This window comes from Pseudoalteromonas luteoviolacea (genome assembly GCF_001750165.1).
Taxonomy (GTDB): Bacteria; Pseudomonadota; Gammaproteobacteria; order Enterobacterales; family Alteromonadaceae; genus Pseudoalteromonas; species Pseudoalteromonas luteoviolacea_G.
The window spans coordinates 1,620,732-1,640,557 of the sequence record NZ_CP015411.1 but is presented as its reverse complement, the minus strand read 5'-3'; the positions used below and the strand labels follow the sequence as shown (position 1 = coordinate 1,640,557).

Genomic DNA, 19,826 nt, shown 5'->3' with positions numbered 1-19,826 from the left:
ATCCGTCGCTAAAATGAGCTTTTTCCTAACTATTCCAAGTAATTACAATTTTAACTTTGCATCGCTATACTTAGCTTACAAAGATGGAATAAGACAATAACCAGTCACATAGAGTACCTTATGACCCAGCCCGTATGGCAACAAAGATTACTTGATCAAATAAAAAATCGCCCCAACGATAATCGCTCAGCGTGGCAAGTAGATCGCTCTCGAATTATCCACGCTGCCGCCTTTAGACGCCTGCAATCAAAGACGCAGATCATGAGTATTGGCGTGAATGACTTTTATCGTACACGACTAACGCATTCATTGGAGGTATCTCAAATAGGAACAGGCCTATTGCGCCACCTCAAATTGCAAAACCCTGACTTTGAGCACTTCCCTTCTGCTAGCCTCATTGAAACCATCTGTCTTGCCCATGATATTGGCCACCCCCCTTTTGGACATGGTGGAGAAATCGCTCTCAATTATTTGATGCGTGATTACGGCGGCTTCGAGGGTAATGCACAAACGCTCCGTATTGTGACCAAGTTAGAGCCCTACTCAAATGGCTATGGTATGAATTTGACCAGACGTACGCTACTCGGTTTTATAAAATATCCAGCGCACATCTCTGCATTACAGCTTAAGCCTCAAAGCATTAGTCCTCATCAACGTTTTATCTATACGCAAAAATGGTTTCCTGCCAAAGGCGTTTACGATTGTGATAAAGACGTTTTTGATTGGATATTGTCGCCTTTGTCTAACAAGGATAAAGCCCTTTTCACAATGCACAGTCCCATTGATGAGTTTAAGTCTAAGACTGTCTATAAATCTCTTGATGCGGCCATCATGGAATATGCGGATGACATTGCTTATGCTGTGCATGATTTAGAAGATGCAATTGCCACTGGCACACTCAGTGAGCGCGACTGGTATAACTATGCGATGCCTGAGTTCAAACAAATTAACTCACCTTGGCTTGAACAAAACCTATCAAGTTTAACGCATCGCCTCTTTTCTGATGATGAACCGCTTAGAAAAGACGCCATTGGCGAACTGGTCAACATTTTCATTGTTCACTGTGCTTTGGTTCAGCACGATGCCGACTTTGACGATCCACTACTTAAAAATACCGTCAAACTCAACGATGAATTTGAAGCCATCCTTAAAGTACTCAAGCAATTTGTCTATCAAAGACTCATTCGAGAACCGACCATGCAGCAAATTGAGTTCAGCGGTCAGAATATGCTGATTGACCTATTCGACGCATTTTCCAGCGACCCAATGAGATTGCTTCCTTATACCGCCCAGTCTCAATATGAGCAAGCAGACAGTGACATAGCAAAAATGCGGGTACTTACAGATTATTTATCTGGCATGACTGATGAGTATGCAAGGCGCTGTCATGCTCGATTATTTGGCAATAGTATGGCCAGAATATAAATCTGTTGGGGTGTGAACAGGTGAAGCGATAGAGCTTTGCCTGTACTCTTATTGGCCAAGCCATGTAAGGACAATTTCATTATCCTCACAGAAAAAGTGAGGCCTGTTTGCACCAGGTACACCGTTTTGCTCACATGCTGGATTGTCACGAATGTGTAGTTTGCTTTTTATACACAAATGCTAGCCTGTATATGATATTCATTCATCTCAAAAAGGACTAACAATGAAATTAAAGCTACAAAAAGGCAACTTAAAAAACTTGTCTAATGACAGTGCCGCACTAAACAAGCTAGTAACTAAACAAGCTAGTAACTAAACAAGTTAATGGTGGACGCAGATGGTACGCAACATGGAAATGCACAACCGGTTGGCATCGTTGTGAGCCATAAATAACGGCTTAGCCGTATATGTCGATAAACCTTTTAACTTATACGGCTTAAATAAAAATATAATAACCAACATTAAATAAAACTTAAGAAAAAGATTTTATATAAAAATAAAATTGAATAATGATCAATTTAAATTTAGCCAATCAATCTTACCTTGTTTAACCAATTTATCGACATATTGCTTTTCTTGAGCCCAAGGGTGTCGTTTCCAACCTTGAAAACCAAACCCAGTTATAGTGACATGTTGACACCTTTCGATGAAGTAGTGCATGGCAAGCAACCCTGAACTTGGACATACGGGTTTACATTCAGGTTTACCTAGCTTTAAAAGATCTGATAAAACCGAAGCGCGATAGCGCTGATCAATTCTTTGAATGATCTGCTTGTCGTCAACGTGCCTTGCTATTTTATCGCCAAAATCTATTTTCCCTTTTCGATTTATTGCTTTAAATAATATTTGTTTGAAAATACTTTGTTTTGGGTCAGTTAGCATAACTTGACTGAGGTTACTTAAGTTGAGGCGGGGAAACTGCTGGGCAATCTTCATAGCTTGCCTGCCGCGACTTGATAACCATAAATCAGTACACTTGGTGCCCAGATGAGCAGGTAGTCCTGCGCAAAAATTAAATCGCACTACACGGTCAAACTCTTCAACTTGCTTGCTTATATCAGTATTAACAGGCCCATTACCTATAATAAGTACATTTTTATTTTGCATTTTCTAATATCCTTTCAAAAAATCACATAATCGGTTTTTCATAGAAGTTCATATAAAATCACCAGCCAACCTAAAAGCCGGAAGATTATATTCTGATAAAATGAATCGGAAATTAATAGGAAAAATAAAGAAAATTACAAACAAACACAAAGTAAAACAATTTTTAAATTGCTAATTATTATTTTAATTACTAGGTAAAAATAAATTTTCAAATAGAGGATAATCGCGGTGCATTGTTAATACACCGCTTTAGAATGGTGAGTTATTTTAACTTCTCGCTGACAATTGGGTAATGATCCCAGACATTTTTATCTGCAAGTGAACGGACTAATTTAACGTACTCTGCATGTGTCCAAGCCAGCGGTGTTGCCGAATTAGTGCCTTCACCCAGCTGGTAACCAAACGGGTTAACACCGACGCCATCCCAAACTTGTTCTGGTAGCATCAAACCTTCATTGGCAAAGTGCTCCATGCCACGCACATAGGTATGCTTTATACGCGTCACAACGTCTTTGGTTAAGCCCTTAGTCGCAGCGGCAGCCGCTATTTCATAATGGCCTTTTTCACCAGTAAAGAATGGCCATACACGACCACGCTGTCCCGGTGTATTTTGACCGCCCTCAGCATAGTTAGTCCCTTTTACTTCATCTTCGCCATAGCCATCATTACCGTAACGACGGTAACCAGGGTACGAATTTGGATCGCCTGCAAAGGTAAAGCTGTATTTTACACGCAAGTTTTCAGGTAACGTTTCATCTTCGTACTCTGGCAGTGTTTTCAAAATGCTTGGCGCATCAGCACCTCTTACACCATAACGTACCAACTCTAAGAAACCACCATCAATAATCTGACGCTTATCAAGTCCTGTACGGCCATTGTTATCACCCAATTTTGTGGAGGTGTTTGGGTTCTCATCACGTGCGATACGGAAGAAGTATTCACCATCTGTGTCTTGGCCTTTCAAGTTACCTTCGGTGGTAAACATGAGCTTTTCAACAGTGTCGTTATACTTTTTAGCAGTATCTAGATACCTTTGCTCCCCTGCTTTATCACCCGCTAACTTGGCAATATCACTTGCCGTCACCAGGCCAGCAATAATCGCTGCAGTCGTCGAAGGTGAATACCCGTCTTGCTCTTCCCAGCGCTCTTGCTGGGTCGCAGGTGGCGTAATTTGCGTATCATTCCACAAAATCTTTGCTAAACCGCCATCTACTAGGAACTCTGCCGCAGGCTTGAGCATGCGCTCGTACCAGTAAACTAGCTTTTCATCGCTTAACACACCCGCTTGCCACAATTTCCAAGCAAGCATGACCGGCATCGCGGTTTGGTCGAGCTGAACACCTACCCACTCTAACTCCCCGTCAACATGCGTTTTTTGTAAAAACCAGCCGGTATCGCCTTGATTACCTGGCGTGCCATCCATCACTTGAACTTTTTCAAGGTATTCAAATGAGGTTAGCGCTGTATCTGGGTCGCCCATCGCCATGAACGCCATAGCAACTTGATAAAAGTCACGTACCCAAACCGCTTTATATCCTGTGTGACCTTGCTCAGCAGCAACTGTGTCACCCCATGGGTTAGACAGTGATGCAATGAGTGCGCCGGCGTGCGTTTTATCTTCTTGTGCTTTTAACACTAATGCACTGACATTTAATAGTTTACCGCTGTCTGTGGTGTAGTTTGCTAGACGCTGCATCGGTTTAAGGCTAGTTAAGTAATCTTCCCAGCCGATATAATCGCCTTGCCCATTGTAGTGTGCAAGAACTTTGTTATAACCTTTATTTAGCGCAGCAGCACCTTGAGCAAAACTCTCTGCTTGTGACTTGCCAAAGCTCAAAGCAAGATCAAAGGTCGCAGACCCCTTAACTTCACCAAGCTCTGCAAGCCAGTTTACATTGCCTTTTGTATCACCCGTCCTTTGGTAAGTACTTGTCAATGCATGACTTTTCTTAAGTTCATTCAGATTGTCACTACTACCTGTAAAACCGACCGATGCTTGCTCAAACCCTGTGCTACTTTGCAAAGTTAAAAAGTTATCGGCTTCCCAAGCAACCAGACCTTTGTCTGTCACGGTTGCTGAGTCATTCAGACCGTTGTTATTCACATATGGGTTAACGTTCACAAACGCTTTTACACCGCTCAGCTGCGTGTCCACTTTTGCTCTGACAAATAAAGTCTGGCCATCAGGGTCCGTGAAAATGTGTTTTTCTAGTGTAAAGCGACCTTGCTTGTCTGTACTAACAACTTTATAAGCCAGTGATAAAGGACGGCCTTGATTATCTTTATAAAGATAATCAATAGACACCTCTAACTCATCGCGCTCTGTCACAGTAAAGTCTTTACCTGTCACCACAAACTGCATATCACGAATTTGCGCTTGATGAATAAGGCCAAACATGGTCTCAGTGATCATGCCCTTGGCAATTGAAAACCAAACTTTAGATACTTCACCTGTTTGTGCATCATTTGCATACTGGCCATTTTTATAGACTTCATAAGACGTGCCAATGCCCGTTTTATCTGAATAAGTCCAAAACGGCTTATCGCCCGGCGCACCGGGTGCGGTTTTAATCTGCTGCGTATTCGTTGCGCTACCACACCCGATAAGGCCTGCGGCAATTAATGCCAACGACAAACATGACAATTTTTTCATTTTTACTCCTCAGTGGCTGCTTTATTGCGCGCTTGTTTTGACACGTGCAACAGACAGCGCCGCTAAAATAAACGACACACCACCAATAACTAATGCATAAATAGGTTGATTCTCGAAAACGTTTCTTAAGATAAGGCCAAGTACACTGGCTGCCAGCAATTGAGGGATAACAATAAAGAAGTTAAAAATCCCCATAAACACGCCCATTTTGTGCGCTGGCACCGCATCGCTTAACATGGCATAAGGCAGAGATAGAATGGATGCCCATGCAAAGCCGATACCTATCATTGGTAGCCATAGCAGGCTTGGATCTGAAATAAACAAAAAGCTCAAGAGCGCACCAGCACCTAAAAGCAGGTTTAAGCTATGCGCCCACTTAAGGCCAACATGTTTAACAAAAAATGGGATGCATACGGCTGCCAAAGCTGCAAAACCATTGTATGCGGCAAATAAAATGCCGACCCAATCAGCCCCATCATTGTAGGCTTTCGAGGTTACATCCGTCGTACCATAGTGAAAACTGGTCACCGCCGATGTCGTATAAATCCACATCGCAAACAAAGAGAACCAGCTGAAAAACTGTACCACCGCCAATTGCCTCATGGTTTCTGGCATAGTGAATACGTCATAAATAACTTCGTAAAAACCGCCGCTTGTACGCTGTTTGTTTTGCAAGTAACCCGCAATCAGAATAATCGCTGAGAACGACAGTAATAGTGCACTTAACAGATAAAGCTCTTTTTCTAGCTTTAACACGGTAACACCTGCCAAAATAAGGCCACCAATCGCGCCGCTTACAAGTGCAAACTTAGCAAACTGAATGCGCTGCTTTGGCTGTGATGATGCTTGTTTTAGTTCTGGTGATTCAAATTCAGCTAACTGCTCTGGCGTATATTCTTTGGTTTTCAGAATGGTCCAGCCCACTGCTAAAAATAAAATCACACCACCGAAATAAAAGGCATATTTTACAGACTCAGGGATTTCTCCAGGCGCTGCTGTGTTGCTGATCCCAAACCAGTTGGTCATCATCCAAGGCAATGCAGAGGCGATAATAGCACCAATGCCAATGAAAAAGCTTTGCATGGCATAGCCTGTTGCACGCTGCTTTTTATTGAGGTTATCACCCACTAATGCACGAAACGGCTCCATCGTGACATTGATTGACGCATCCATGATCCACAGCATACCGGCTGCAATCCATAGTGTTGGCGAGTTTGGCATGATGAAAAGTGACAGGGTCGTCAGTATCGCACCGTATAAAAAGAAAGGACGACGGCGGCCAAGGCCTGTCCACGTTCTATCGCTCCAATAGCCGATTATCGGCTGTACAATCAATCCAGTGAGTGGCGCTGCCACCCACAAAATTGGAATATCATCCACTGATGCGCCTAGCGTTTGGAAAATTCGGCTCACATTACCGTTTTGTAACGCAAAGCCAAATTGAATACCCATAAAACCAAAGCACATATTCCAAATTTGCCAGAAACTCAGTTGTGGTTTTTGTTTTTGCATAATTAGTTCTCTAGCTCATACACAACACTGGCAAGCGGTGCCAAAGTGATGTTGAGTTGATTATTTTTAATGACAAGTGTTGGGTGAGACTCCAACTTATCGACGACTTTACCTTGCCACCCCTCTGGTAATTCAATCGTAACCTTCTGCGCATTATCAGCATCAAAGTTACTTGCCACAATGACTTGCTGAGCGGCATTATCACGTGCAAACGCCATCACATTTTCAGCTGGCTTGTTAGCACTATCTAATGTGTTCAGTTGCACCAGTGCGCCATGTTGAATAGCAGGCATTGAGCTTAAGTTCATGAGTTTTTTATAATATTGACGTAATGCCTTTTGCGCATCACTTAGCAGGCCACCGTCAAATTTACCATTATTCATCCAAGCCTGATGTGCAGGTACACCGATATAGTCAAAAATGCTGGTGCGGCTAGGTTTCCCAAAGCCAGCCATCTCTGAACCGTCTTCACCGACGGATTGCCCAAAATACAACATAGTGGGTGCTTTACTGATTAAATGGCTCACCACCATCGCCGGCTTGCCTTTTTCAGCGCTGCCTGCAAATTCAGCGCTGGCGATACGCTGCTCATCATGGTTTTCTAAAAAGTGCAGCATGTGTGGTGCAATATCAGACACGCTTAAATGCGCATCCATCACACTTTGTGCATTGCCAGTGCCTTGCATCAATAACTTCAAGCTGTCATAAAAGCCCACTTTGTCGTATAAGAAGTCCATTTTACCTTGGTGAATATAAGGGCGATAAAGGGTTGGGTTATACACCTCAGCCAATAAAAAAGCGTCAGGGTTTTGCATCTTGATGGAAGAATTTAAAAAGCTCCAGAATTCAACTGGCACCATTTCAGCCATATCATAGCGGAAACCATCTACCCCTTTATCAAGCCAATATAAGGTGATGTCTCTAAACTTATACCAGCTATCCGGTAGGTCTTTATCTTGCCAGAATGCATGGTGAGCACGGTAGTCTTGTGTTTCCATTTCAGCAGGCAGCGTTGGGAAGTCATAGCTGCCGTCGGGGCGAACACCGTAATTAACTTTAACGGTTTCATACCAATCATGAATATGCGGCTGCGCAGCTCGTGCGCCATTCCCCGTCCATTTCGCAGGTGATTCTGTAAATTGACTATCTGCAAGTGGATGAGGCTTACCACCCAGTACTTGGTAATCAGCAGAGGTAGGGACTTTGAAATCCTGCCCGGTCACATAATAAAAGTTGTTATCACGGGCATAAGTCAGCGACGTATTGTCTTGTGCGCCAAAATCTTCTGCCCCTTGCGGCGCACTCAAAGATTGGTAATTTCTTGCAACATGGTTTGGTACGATGTCTATCACCACTTTCATGTCTGCATCATGAGTACGTTCGATCAGCGCTTCAAACTCTGCCAGACGCTTTGCAGGATCTTTTGCTAAATCAGGGTTAACATTGTAGTAATCTTTGATTGCATAGGGTGAACCTGCACGACCCTTCACCACATCGGGATCATCAATACCAATGCCATATGCACTGTAATCGGCGACTAAAGCATGGTGTAGCACGCCCGTATACCATACATGAGTCACGCCCATGGCTTTAATTTCCGATAACGCCTTTGGCGTGAAGTCTTCGAATTTGCCAACGCCATTTTGTGCCAATGTGCCCCAAGGCACATTATTGGTGTTTGTGTTACCAAATAGCCGTGTAAATACTTGGTAAACGACAGGCTTTTGCTCTTGTTGTTCGGCTTGCTTACTGTGCTCAGCTTGTTGAGAAGACTGACATGCTGTCAGTAAAACACTGCCCGATATTAAGCTCAGTGCAAGCACCAAAGGTTTTATTGTCATTATCTTGTTGTTGTCATATTGGTATTTTAATTGAGTCTACTGACTTGCAGCCCAGTGTTGAACCACTTGCATACGTATTCAAAGCGGTGATTAATTTGTTATTCATATAAAAAAACGCGAAGTATGATAGATACTTCGCGCCTTAACAATATTGTTAAAATACACCGCATTATTTCGTCATTTTATCGATAAATGCTTGGTGGCTTGGCAGCTTGTTTACTGTGGTTTGCAATAAGACTTTTAAGCTATCCAATAAGCTTTTTAAGTGCTCGTCATCAAACTGCTCTGCCAATGGATGATAAGTCTTTGGCACCAGCCCCTGCCCCACCATCACTTGTTGCCATGCCACGTTTTGAAATAAGTCATCAGTTTTCGCTGCGCAGTGGCCGGTTTCCTCAAAGAGCGTGATTTTGCTGCGTAAACTTTCTGGGATCGACATATTTTTACACCATTGCCAAAATCGCGAATCGTCTCTTTCAGTCAGTTTATAGTGAAGGATTATGAAGTCTCTCACTTGTGCCATTTCATTTGCAAACTCCATATTGACGTTTTCAATAGCACTGTCCTTTATTGCATCAAATGGAAAGTGTCTAATTAAGCGTAATATAGATGTTTGAATTAAATGAATACTGGTTGATTCAAGAGGCTCTAAAAATCCACTCGCCAAGCCTACTGCAAAGACATTACCTTGCCATTGCTTACGACGCATACCAGTTTTAAACTTAATCAATTTAGGCTCAGCCATAGGACGACTTGGCAAGCTGTGTAATAACGCTTCTTTGGCATCTTGCTCTGAGATAAATTTGCTTGAAAATACATAACCATTGCCAACCCTATGTTGCAACGGTATTTGCCATTGCCAGCCCGCATGTTTTGCAATTGAGCGAGTATAGGGCTTAATATCACCACCAAGTTGTTCACTGGGCACTGCCCACGCACTATCACAAGGCAGCCAATGAGACCAGTCTTCAAATCCAACATTCATCGTTTGGTCAATCAGTAAGGCTTTTAAACCGCTACAATCAAGATATAAATCAGCACTATATCGCTCACCATTTGCTAAAAGTACTGCTGCGATATGCCCTGTGTTAGGATCAGTCTTTACCTCAGTAATTTTCCCTTCGACTCGCCTAACACCTTGATTCTGAGAGTGCTTACTCAATAACTTAGCGTACAAACCTGCATCAAAATGATAAGCATAAGTAAGGCCTTGTAATTGTGTACTAGGGATATGTTGCAAGTGTGCAAATCGGTTGACTTTTGCCGCTTGAGTATTCAATGAATACTCAGCCAAGCAGTCTGTTAACCCCTGCTGCTTTGCTTTGAGCCAAACTTGAAAAAAGTCGCAAAAAGGAAAGCTTTTACCCACTTCACCAAAGGCATGCATGTGGCGGCTACCCTGATACCCCCACCCTTCAAACTCAATACCTAGCTTATACGTCGCTTGAGTTTGTTCAATAAATGTGCGCTCATCGAGCCCGAGTGCGGCATTAAAATTAACCATCGGCGGAATGCTGGCTTCGCCAACGCCGACTGTGCCAATATCATCTGACTCAATCAAAGTGATGTTAACCTGATCTTTAAGTACTCGCTTTAGCAATGATGCACTTAGCCAGCCTGCTGTGCCACCGCCAACAATTAACACATTTTGAATTCGTTTAGCCATGCTCACCTCTATAACAATAAAAAAGCCTTATCGCGGTACGATAAGGCTCTTTCTATATTCTCAAGTTAATGCTCTACTTAAAACTTGTAGCTTGCACCCAACAAGAATACGCGTCCATACTCTTGATAATCTCGAATTTGTAAGTGATTGTCACCAGATAAAGACGTAAATGGTTCTTCAGTAATATTCTGTGCTTGTAATGTCACAGTTAATCCTTCTAAAGACTTAATGCCTGCTTCACCAAAGTCATAACCTAGCTGCGCATCCCAAATTGTTTCACCCAAAATATCCACTTGTTCAGTTTTAAAGCCAGTGCCGTACACATCACCTTTAAAGTCAGAGCGTTTACGCATGCTTGCTCTAAATTGGAAGCCATGATTTTCGTAGTAGAAAGTCAAGTTACTCATTTTCTTAGACAAACCTGCAAGTTCAAACACTTGGCCGTTGTGATCTTCAACATCTTGGAATATACGAGTATGGCTCGCAATTAAACCAAAACCTTCCATACTACTGTGAATAATCGTGAGCGGGAATGTCACTGCAAATTCATAACCATACAAATCACCGCCCCCGCCGTTTACTTTAAGTTTACGGGTTGCTGTAGAATTTGCCGGTACTTCACCCGTTTTAGGGTTCACAACACCAGATAAGTCTTCTTCAGTCGATGAGTCAAAAATCCATGTCTTTATGTCTTTATAAAAAGCGCCAACTGTAAAGTAACCTTCTGAGTGATAGTAATTCTCATAAGTTAAATCAAAGCCGTCAGCCTCTTTTGGTTCGAGCTCTGGATTACCGCCAGTAATCTCCCAATAGTTACCATTTTCATCCGGTACATCTTTATATGCTCTGATGACAGACGAATTCATATCAGACATTCTTGCGCGAGAAATGGTTTTTGCATAGCCAAATCGAAGCATTTGCTCGTCATCAATCGAAAGGGATAAGTTCAAGCTCGGTAGCAAGTGACTATAATCATGATGCTCATTACTATCTTCGAGTATTACTTGACCTTGTGCATCCACACCGGCTTTCGAACCTTTAGTCTCAACTTCAGTTTTGACATAACGCAGGCCAGTATTACCTTTCAATGGCATACCTGCTACTTCCATATCAATATTTGCTTGCACAAACGCAGCTGTAACTTCTTCATTTACTGACCAAGTTCTTGCTGCATGGCTTGCATCCGTCAAGCTTTCTGCAAGTAGCGAGAAATAACCATCCGCTACCATTGCACGCGAATCATAGGCAATCATATCGCCCATACCGATAAAGTCTAAGTTTGCAGTGCCTAAACGGTATTGCTCAGGCACCGTAAGCAAACCTGTATTGTCTGGGTACGAGAAATCTTTTAGAGTCATGAAATAACCTTCAGACACTCTAGATTTATCTCGATCTTTATAAGAAATACCTGCTTCAACAGAACTGATATAATCATTATCTAACGCATGCTGTGCAGCCAATCTCAGCGCATTGATTTCATCCTCAATCACTGGTGCATTAATGAAGCCATCTTGTAAGGTATTTTTAAATGGATGATCGTCTGCGTTCGTACCATATTTCTCATTAAGTGCTGAGCTCCCACCCCATGATAGTGGGCCACCAACTTTGATTAAGTCGTAATCACTGTAATCCAGCTCATGAGTAAATTGTGCTCCGGTGTTGCCAGTATTAAAGGTATAACCGATATTGTCAGCAGCACCACGCAAATCACCACGGCCAGTGCCAGAGTAACTCTCTAAACTCCAAATTTTGTTCTCAACGCTCGAGTGACTTAAATCAACTTCTATGGTTGTCGCATCAGTTAGCTCATAAGTTGCGTTGAAACCAAATGCCTGCATTTGCGCGTCTTTAGAATCGTAATCATTGCGTACAACTGCCCTTTGGCCTTCTGTTATTGCACTTGTAATAAAACCTGAAGCTTCATCTATCGACACACTTTGCGGGTCAAGCAGGCCTTGGCCCCAAGCAAATGGAATTTCGATACCACGTAAGATTTTGTCTTCGCTAAAATCAATATAAAGCGCATCAAATACCATAGACAACTTGTCATTTGGTGCAGCTTCAAAGACAAACATGACAGAATCACGCTCAAGCGTTGTAGAGCGAACAAAGGGTTTGGCACCACCTAAAATTGAGTACTGCTTACCATTTTCTTCAAACTCTGGGTAACCCCAAGAATTCCAGCGCTGCTCTTGGCTTGGTGAAGAAGTGGTGGTCAGAGCAAGTGCAACCCCCATGGTGTCATCATTGAACTTATCAATATATGAAAAAGTACCACGCATACCTGTATTGTCGGCATCAGGGTTTAGTTTGCCTAAATCAGACTTTTCATATAGCGCGTTCACTTGCACAACACGATCACTGACACTTAGCGGACGTACAGTTTGCATATCAATTACACCCGCCACACCTTCAGCATCAAGTTTAGCGCTCGGCGTTTTATAAACGGTTACACCGCTCATAATTTCTGAAGGGTATAAATCAAACTCTACACCGCGGTTATCATTGATTGACACTTGTTCGCGGCCATTCAGCGTGGTTGCACCTTCATTTTCACTAAATCCACGCACCGTCACTCTATTAGAACGGCCATCCAGCCTTTGCGATGTTATACCTGGAAGTCGAGCAATTGACTCAGCAATTGAAGAATCTGGCAATTTACCGATATCTTCAGCAGAAATAGACTCGACTACTTCAGATGAAAAGCGTTTGGTATTAATTGACTTAACAATACTTGCACGGAAGCCACGTACTTCTACAACTTCCACTTTCTTTTGGTCATTTTTTACCGACTCTTCACTTTGCTCAGCAATTGCTTGATTGCTTAAACCCGCAGTAACGAGTGCCAAGGTCAACATACTTGGTTTGAACGTAGACATAATGTTTTATCCCAATTAGCTTTTTGTACGTCGCTTTGTTGTTATTTACCTAATACAGAGATTGATATCAAAACTGCAAAAATAAATTCATTTGACGTTAATTTTGTTGTCACCCGCAATATTAGCGCTGTGGCTCGGCTCGTCACAACTTTATGCATACGTATTCAAAGATTGATGAGCGGGTATGCTTATCGAAAAAATTGGGGTTTAAAGATTGTAACCCATTATTTTTATTGAGCTTATTTAGAAAGCAATCAAATTTAACAACTTGAGCAATGCATTTAATTATATTTTACAAGCGTGTAACGCAAGCGATAGCTAACCAAAGTATGGCATTAAAAATCGCATATAAATGCGTGTTGAATAAGTTAGCATGAAATTGGTATTACCAATTTTAGCAATCCAAGCGCTTATAAAACCTGACCCCAAACCTTGTTCACTATAAATTGGTAAAGTTGAATTAGTAAACCTTCAAATGTCAGAATTTTGTCAAATATCCATAATATTTTAAATGCATACGTATGCAGTTTTTTTACTCAAATGCATGCATGCCGTATGCTTTTCGACAATATTAACGACCAGAACCACTTTATACTTTTAGCTGACTTAACTCGCTTTAAGAAGTGGCTTCACTGCACAAAGCTGGAGAATCGTGCATGGCGCAAAATGAATGGTGGAAAGGTGCGGTAATCTATCAGGTTTACCCACGCAGTTTTAAAGACACCAAAGGTGATGGTATTGGTGACCTTAATGGCATCATAGAACGTCTTGATTACATAAAATCATTAGGCGTTGATGCGATTTGGATATCCCCATTTTTTAAATCGCCGATGAAAGACTTTGGATACGATATCAGTGACTATCGAGATATTGATCCTATGTTTGGTAATATTGAAGACTTTGACAACTTGATTGCTCAAGCGCATCAGCGTGATATAAAAATTATAATTGATCAAGTTCTCAGTCACACGTCCAATGAGCACCCGTGGTTTGTCGAAAGCCGTCAAGATAAAAACAATGAAAAATCTGATTGGTACGTGTGGGCAGATGCTAAACCAGATGGCAGCCCGCCTAATAATTGGCTATCCATTTTTGGCGGTGTTGCGTGGCAATGGGAGCCAAGAAGATGTCAGTACTATTTACACAACTTCTTGACTGAGCAGCCAGACTTAAACTTCCACAATCCGCAAGTTCGTCAAGCGGTGTTAGACAACGTCAAATTCTGGCTCGATAAAGGTGTGAACGGCTTCCGTTTGGACGCGATTAACTTCTGCTTCCATGATAGTGAACTGAAAGACAACCCTGCTAAACCAAAAGAGTTGAGACAGGGTCGAGGGTTTAGCGAAGACAATCCTTACGCGTTCCAGTACCACTATTACAATAATACTCAACCGGAAAACTTGGATTTTATGGCTGAGATCCGTGCCCTACTTAACGAGTATCCGGGTACGGTCAGTTTAGGGGAGATTTCATCAGAAGACTCACTTAAAACCATGGCAGAGTACACATCCGGTGGTGACAAACTGCATATGGGATATAGCTTTGAGCTACTGACCAATGACTACAGCGCTGAATATATTCGCGAAACGGTGTCACGCCTAGAGGCTGTGATGACCGAAGGCTGGCCATGTTGGGCATTTAGCAACCATGACGTTGAACGTGTAGCCAGTCGCTGGTCCAAAGACGGCCAAACGGTGAACCCTCAGCAAGTGAAAATGCTTACCGCTTTACTTGGCTCACTACGTGGCAGCGTGTGTATGTATCAAGGTGAAGAACTTGGATTAGGTGAAGCACAGGTTGCATTTGAAGATCTTCAAGATCCTTATGGGATCACTTTCTGGCCAAACTTTAAAGGCAGAGATGGCTGTCGTACTCCCATGCCATGGTCAACTGAGCAAGCGCATGCAGGTTTCACCGATGGCAAGCCTTGGTTGCCAGTCGCAGAAGCACACAGCCAAACAGCCGTCAATCTGCAAGAAAAAGATGATGATTCTATCTTGGCACAATATCGCGCATTTTTAGCGTGGCGCAAAACACGCCCTGAACTGATTAGCGGTGATATTGAATTTATTGCTACGGATGAGCCTATTTTAGCCTTCTATAGAACACAGGAAGACAAAAAGTTGCTTTGTTTATTCAATTTGACGGAACAAACCTCTGAATTTGTGGTCGAACAAAGCATAAAGGATTCCATGGATGAACTGGCACACCATACTGGTACGCTACAAGCAAATAAAGTAACCCTGCCCGGTTACGGATGCTACTTCGCATCTATCTAATACAGATGACCCCTAAAGCCCCCAAGAGGGGCTTTCTCAACCTCTAAGCAGCTTTTTTAATACCCCAGCTCTTAACGCCTTATGGTAAAACCACCCTTGATGTACATTCACACCTCGCGCGCTCAAGTAGTTAGCTTGCAATTGTGTCTCAACACCTTCTGCAATTAACTTTTTATCCAATTTGTCAGCCATTTCTATCACTGCGTTTAAAACTGGAGATTGCAAGTTAGCAAGCCCGATGGAGGCAACAAAGCTTTGATCTATTTTGAGAAGATCAATTGGAAAGCTTTGCAAATATTGCAAACCACAATAGCCTGTCCCGAAATCGTCGATTGCAATTTCAACCCCCAAATCTTTCAGACGTTGTAAGACAGACTTGATTTTCGTTTCAGACAATACATCACGTTCAGTAAGTTCAATCGTTAAATTATGGAAAACCGACTTAGCTTCACACAGTTTTTTTATATAGCTCGGACATCCTAGTAAATAACCGTTCACGTTGAATGACACTTTAAAATCAGGGTTAGCAGCTAAAACAGATCTTAAATCCGCTATCGCTTTATCAATTTGATACAGTGACATCTCTAATATCGTACCGTCTCGCTCCGCTTCAGGTACAAAATAAGTCGGCCCTAACTCCCCTTCAATGGGATGCATCCAACGGATCAACACTTCAACACCCATTACAGTTTGCTGCTGTGCATCCACCAGAGGCTGATAGACATTGAACAATTCATGACGGGTCAGTGCACTCAACAATAGAGCCCGGCTGCTGAGTACACGTTTATCATAATGATTCAGTATCAAGACCAGACCAAGCCAAGACAAGCTATACATAAAACACAGAGCCATTAGCCAGATTGGGCTGGGTAGCCCCATAAACCGTGCATTCTTAGTAACCAATACAGACAGCTGAGGCACATTTGGAAACGGTTTCAAATATAGAAATTTACGCGTTTGGTCATCAAACTGTTTTTCCAACTCCATACTCTGCAATAATGGAAAAAGCGCGTGGCCAAGTGGTAAACTATACTCACCTTGCAAAAATATAGGCACGCCTGTATCACTGTCTACAATTGCAATATAATCGAGGCCATTATACTTACTGGGATGGAGCATGTCGTTTATCCAATCAGTAGGTAAAAGTGCATTCACTTCATAACCATCATGTCGAGTTCTTGCCAATACAAATGCCGATACCTGTAAAAATTCAGAGATAATAGGCCCGTGATACCTAAGCCCTCGCTTTTTAGGGGGTTCACTGATAAACATAGGCGAAGGCAGTAATCCAAACGAGTTACAAATTAGCTCTCCATTGGGGTTAACTATGCCTATTTCACTCACTGCTGGGTGTTTAAATACAAACTGCCGCATTTGCCAAATAGCTGAATCAGAGCATTGAACATCTATGTTATCGGCATGATGTAAAAAGGTATCCACATTATCCAACTGAGTGCCAAACTCAATCATCACTCGTTCAGCTATCGCCCTTATAGATGCTTTATTAAATTCAGCATGTTGGATATAGATAAAAATGGATAGAAGACCAAAAAGAAATGAGCAAATCAACCAAGAAACAACAACATTCTTAAAGCGATTGGTCCAAGCAGATAATCTCTGACTCAAGTCATATTCCCAAGATACAGTGAGTGACAAGAGTTTAGTGAATTAATATGACCAATATATGACAAAGGGTTTACTCTAACGAGTAAACCCTTTGAGGGAAAGCCGTACAATTAATATGACATAAATGCCAAATAATTTAGCTTACAGGTTTTTGCTTGTGCCTACTTCAACACGAGTTTTTAACTTCTGACCTGGTCGAAAAGTTACAACGCGCCTTGCAGAAATAGGTATATCTTCTCCAGTTTTTGGGTTTCGACCTGGACGTTGTTTTTTATCACGTAGGTCAAAGTTGCCAAAGCCAGAAAGCTTTACCTGCTCTCCGTTTTCAAGCGCTGAGCGGATTTCTTCAAAAAACGCTTCAACTAAGTCTTTGGCATCCTTTTTATTTATCCCCAGTTTTTCAAATAGGTGTTCAGCTATGTCGGCTTTAGTAAGCGCCATATCTAGTCCCTCAACGATGCATTAAATTGTTTGGCCAATTCGGCCACGACTCTGTCTACAACTTCGTTGATATCTTTCTCTTCGAGCGTTTTATCAACGTTTTGTAGGGTTAGGGCAATGGCTAAACTCTTATAATCAGGTTCAATACCTTTGCCCTTATACACATCGAATAAGTTTAGGTCAACTAATTGATTTCCGCCAACTTTCTCAATGCTTTCTAAAATATCGCCTATTTTTACATCATCTGCAACTAAAATAGCAATATCTCTGCGATTTGATGGAAATTTTGAGATATTAACGGCTTCAGGTAGCTTTCTTTGTGAAATTGCATTCACTTCCACCTCAAATACAAACGCTGTATCGTTTAATTCCAGCGATTTTTGTAGTTGAGGGTGTATTGCACCGATAAATCCAACTTTAACGCCATCAGCATAAATAGCTGCCGATTGACCAGGATGTAAACCATCACTCGCTTCTGCTTTAAAGCTAAATCTAGCAGGGTCATTGCAAACTGCAAGTAATGCTTCAACATCACCTTTAATATCAAAGAAATCAGCCTTGCGAGTTTCGATTCCCCAATGCTCATTATGCGTATTGCCATAAACAATACCGCCAATCACAGCACTTTGACGAACACCGTTTTCTGCATTTTCATCTTTAATGAACTTTAAACCATGCTCAAAGAATCGAATACGTGATTGCTGACGGTTCTGGTTATATACTAATGCATTGACAAGGCCCGGCATTAAACTCACACGCATTGCCGACATTTCAACCGAAATCGGGTGTGGCAATACAAGCGCATCGCTTTGTGGATGTAGTAGCGCTTGCTTCTTAGGATCTACGAAGCTATATGTGATTGCTTCTTGGTAACCGCGTGCAACAAGCTCATTACGGAAACGAGAAACTGGTACAGATGCCTCTTGGTGATCTGTCATTTTAAGTGCTGCAGTTGGCGCAACATTTGGAATGTTGTTGTAGCCAAATACGCGTGCCACTTCTTCAATGAGATCTTCTTCAATACTGATATCAAAACGGTAACTTGGCACTTGTGCTTGCCACTGACCCGCTTCAACCGATACTTCAAGACCAAGGCGTGTCAAAATGTCCGTTACTTTCGCATCTTCAATGTGATAACCGATGACACGGTCTAAACGCTCACGGCGAAGTGTTACTGATTTAGCCGCTGGTAAATCTGCATCAGAAACAGCTTCAACAACTGGGCCCGCTTCACCACCAACAATGTCAAGTAATAATGCAGTCGCACGCTCCATCGCGTCACGCTGTAGCTGGTGATCAACACCGCGCTCGTAACGGTGAGAAGCATCAGTATGTAAACCATAGCTACGCGCTTGACCAGCAATCGCGAGTGGATTAAAGAATGCGCTTTCAAGTAAAATGTCTTGCGTGCCTTCTTTAACACCAGATGCTTCACCACCAAAAATACCCGCCATAGCCAGTGCTTTTTCGTGGTCAGCAATCAGTAATGTTGATGTATTAAGCTTAGCCGTATTGCCATCTAACAAAACTAATTCTTCGTCTTGCTGTGCTTTACGCACTTTGATACCACCAGAGATAGAGGCTAAATCAAATGCATGCATTGGGTGACCTAGCTCAAGTAACACGTAGTTTGTGACATCAACAACAGGATCGATTGAACGGATACCTGAGCGGCGCAACTTTTCTACCAACCAAAGTGGTGACTCAGCGTCAAGGTTAATACCCTTGATAACACGACCTAAATAACGAGGACATGCGTCGCTATCTACTAGCTCAATCTCAATCTTGTCATCAATGGTTGGCTCAACTGCGTTGATTGCAACTTCGGTTACATCTATACCGTTTAAAACGCCCACTTCACGTGCAAGACCTTTAATGCCTAGGCAGTCACTGCGGTTTGCAGTTAAATCAACATCGATGGTGACATCATCAAGTGCGAAATATTCACGAATATTTTGACCAATTGTCGCATCAGCCGATAATTCTAAAATACCATCAGAGCTTTCTGCCATACCAAGCTCTTCAAACGCACACAGCATACCGTGAGAAGGCTGACCGCGTAGCTTCGCTTTTTTAATTTTAAAGCCGCCAGGTAAAACCGCGCCAACTTTAGCAACCGCTACTTTTAAACCTGCACGGCAATTTGCTGCGCCACATACGATGTCTAGTAGTTCTTCTTCGCCAACATTTACTTTTGTCACGCGAAGCTTATCAGCATCTGGGTGCTGACCGCATTCAACGACTTCACCGATGACTACACCATCAAAATCACCAGCTACCGGATCTACACCATCGACTTCTAAACCTGCCATAGAAAGCTGTTCAGAAAGAGCATCCGTATCAATCGCAGGGTTTACCCACTCTCTTAGCCACTTTTCACTAAATTTCATTTTTTTT

General features: G+C 42.3%; 11 protein-coding genes. 2 read left to right on the top strand and 9 right to left on the bottom strand.

The features are described 5' to 3' along the window. Positions 1 to 120: 120 nt before the first annotated feature. Entirely contained in the window at positions 121 to 1,425 is a 1,305-nt protein-coding gene (locus S4054249_RS07090) for an anti-phage deoxyguanosine triphosphatase (RefSeq protein ID WP_046358170.1), read from the top strand. A gap of 513 nt (positions 1,426 to 1,938) precedes the next feature. On the opposite strand, the gene S4054249_RS07085 is transcribed toward S4054249_RS07090, so the two are convergent. From S4054249_RS07085 to S4054249_RS07060, 6 genes are all read right to left on the bottom strand, one after another. Beyond that, on the bottom strand, positions 1,939 to 2,532 hold the full coding sequence (locus S4054249_RS07085) for a glycosyltransferase family 29 protein (protein ID WP_046358169.1): 594 nt from the start codon (positions 2,530 to 2,532) through the stop codon (positions 1,939 to 1,941). A gap of 262 nt (positions 2,533 to 2,794) precedes the next feature. Next, positions 2,795 to 5,185 (bottom strand): glycoside hydrolase family 15 protein, encoded by a 2,391-nt coding sequence (locus S4054249_RS07080; RefSeq protein WP_046358168.1) that lies wholly within the window; start codon positions 5,183 to 5,185, stop codon positions 2,795 to 2,797. A gap of 21 nt (positions 5,186 to 5,206) precedes the next feature. Then, entirely contained in the window at positions 5,207 to 6,697 is a 1,491-nt protein-coding gene (locus tag S4054249_RS07075; RefSeq protein ID WP_046358167.1) for an MFS transporter, read from the bottom strand. A 2-nt stretch (positions 6,698 to 6,699) separates the two neighbouring features. After that, positions 6,700 to 8,538 carry an alpha-amylase family glycosyl hydrolase gene (locus tag S4054249_RS07070; protein ID WP_046358166.1) on the bottom strand — a complete coding sequence of 613 codons (1,839 nt, stop codon included), beginning with the start codon at positions 8,536 to 8,538 and terminating at the stop codon, positions 6,700 to 6,702. A 169-nt stretch (positions 8,539 to 8,707) separates the two neighbouring features. Continuing rightward, a complete protein-coding gene (locus tag S4054249_RS07065; RefSeq protein WP_046358165.1) occupies positions 8,708 to 10,204 on the bottom strand; it encodes a tryptophan halogenase family protein in 1,497 nt (498 codons plus the stop codon). Between the two features lie 77 nt (positions 10,205 to 10,281). Next, positions 10,282 to 13,083, bottom strand: a complete 2,802-nt coding sequence (locus S4054249_RS07060) for a TonB-dependent receptor (RefSeq protein ID WP_046358164.1) — start codon at positions 13,081 to 13,083, stop codon at positions 10,282 to 10,284. Between the two features lie 656 nt (positions 13,084 to 13,739). On the opposite strand from S4054249_RS07060, the gene S4054249_RS07055 reads away from it, so the two are divergent. Then, positions 13,740 to 15,362 (top strand): alpha-glucosidase, encoded by a 1,623-nt coding sequence (locus S4054249_RS07055; RefSeq protein WP_046358163.1) that lies wholly within the window; start codon positions 13,740 to 13,742, stop codon positions 15,360 to 15,362. Between the two features lie 36 nt (positions 15,363 to 15,398). Here the strand turns inward: S4054249_RS07055 and S4054249_RS07050 are convergent, their stop codons facing one another. From S4054249_RS07050 to pheT, 3 genes are all read right to left on the bottom strand, one after another. Further along, positions 15,399 to 16,988: an EAL domain-containing protein gene (locus S4054249_RS07050; protein ID WP_046358162.1), complete on the bottom strand. Its 1,590-nt coding sequence runs from the start codon at positions 16,986 to 16,988 to the stop codon at positions 15,399 to 15,401. A gap of 141 nt (positions 16,989 to 17,129) precedes the next feature. Next, positions 17,130 to 17,429 (bottom strand): integration host factor subunit alpha, encoded by a 300-nt coding sequence (gene ihfA / locus S4054249_RS07045; RefSeq protein WP_023400419.1) that lies wholly within the window; start codon positions 17,427 to 17,429, stop codon positions 17,130 to 17,132. A gap of 2 nt (positions 17,430 to 17,431) precedes the next feature. Further along, entirely contained in the window at positions 17,432 to 19,819 is a 2,388-nt protein-coding gene (gene pheT, locus S4054249_RS07040) for a phenylalanine--tRNA ligase subunit beta (protein WP_046358161.1), read from the bottom strand. Positions 19,820 to 19,826: the final 7 nt, after the last annotated feature.

What these genes read in the sequence shown, in the direction of transcription:
- S4054249_RS07070 (WP_046358166.1), bottom strand. Translation starts at nt 8,538, where the DNA reads ATGACAATAAAACCTTTGGTGCTTGCACTGAGCTTAATATCGGGCAGT.
- S4054249_RS07060 (WP_046358164.1), bottom strand. Translation starts at nt 13,083, where the DNA reads ATGTCTACGTTCAAACCAAGTATGTTGACCTTGGCACTCGTTACTGCG.
- S4054249_RS07055 (WP_046358163.1), top strand. Translation starts at nt 13,740, where the DNA reads ATGGCGCAAAATGAATGGTGGAAAGGTGCGGTAATCTATCAGGTTTAC.
- S4054249_RS07065 (WP_046358165.1), bottom strand. Translation starts at nt 10,204, where the DNA reads ATGGCTAAACGAATTCAAAATGTGTTAATTGTTGGCGGTGGCACAGCA.
- pheT (WP_046358161.1), bottom strand. Translation starts at nt 19,819, where the DNA reads ATGAAATTTAGTGAAAAGTGGCTAAGAGAGTGGGTAAACCCTGCGATT.
- ihfA (WP_023400419.1), bottom strand. Translation starts at nt 17,429, where the DNA reads ATGGCGCTTACTAAAGCCGACATAGCTGAACACCTATTTGAAAAACTG.
- S4054249_RS07090 (WP_046358170.1), top strand. Translation starts at nt 121, where the DNA reads ATGACCCAGCCCGTATGGCAACAAAGATTACTTGATCAAATAAAAAAT.
- S4054249_RS07085 (WP_046358169.1), bottom strand. Translation starts at nt 2,532, where the DNA reads ATGCAAAATAAAAATGTACTTATTATAGGTAATGGGCCTGTTAATACT.
- S4054249_RS07075 (WP_046358167.1), bottom strand. Translation starts at nt 6,697, where the DNA reads ATGCAAAAACAAAAACCACAACTGAGTTTCTGGCAAATTTGGAATATG.
- S4054249_RS07080 (WP_046358168.1), bottom strand. Translation starts at nt 5,185, where the DNA reads ATGAAAAAATTGTCATGTTTGTCGTTGGCATTAATTGCCGCAGGCCTT.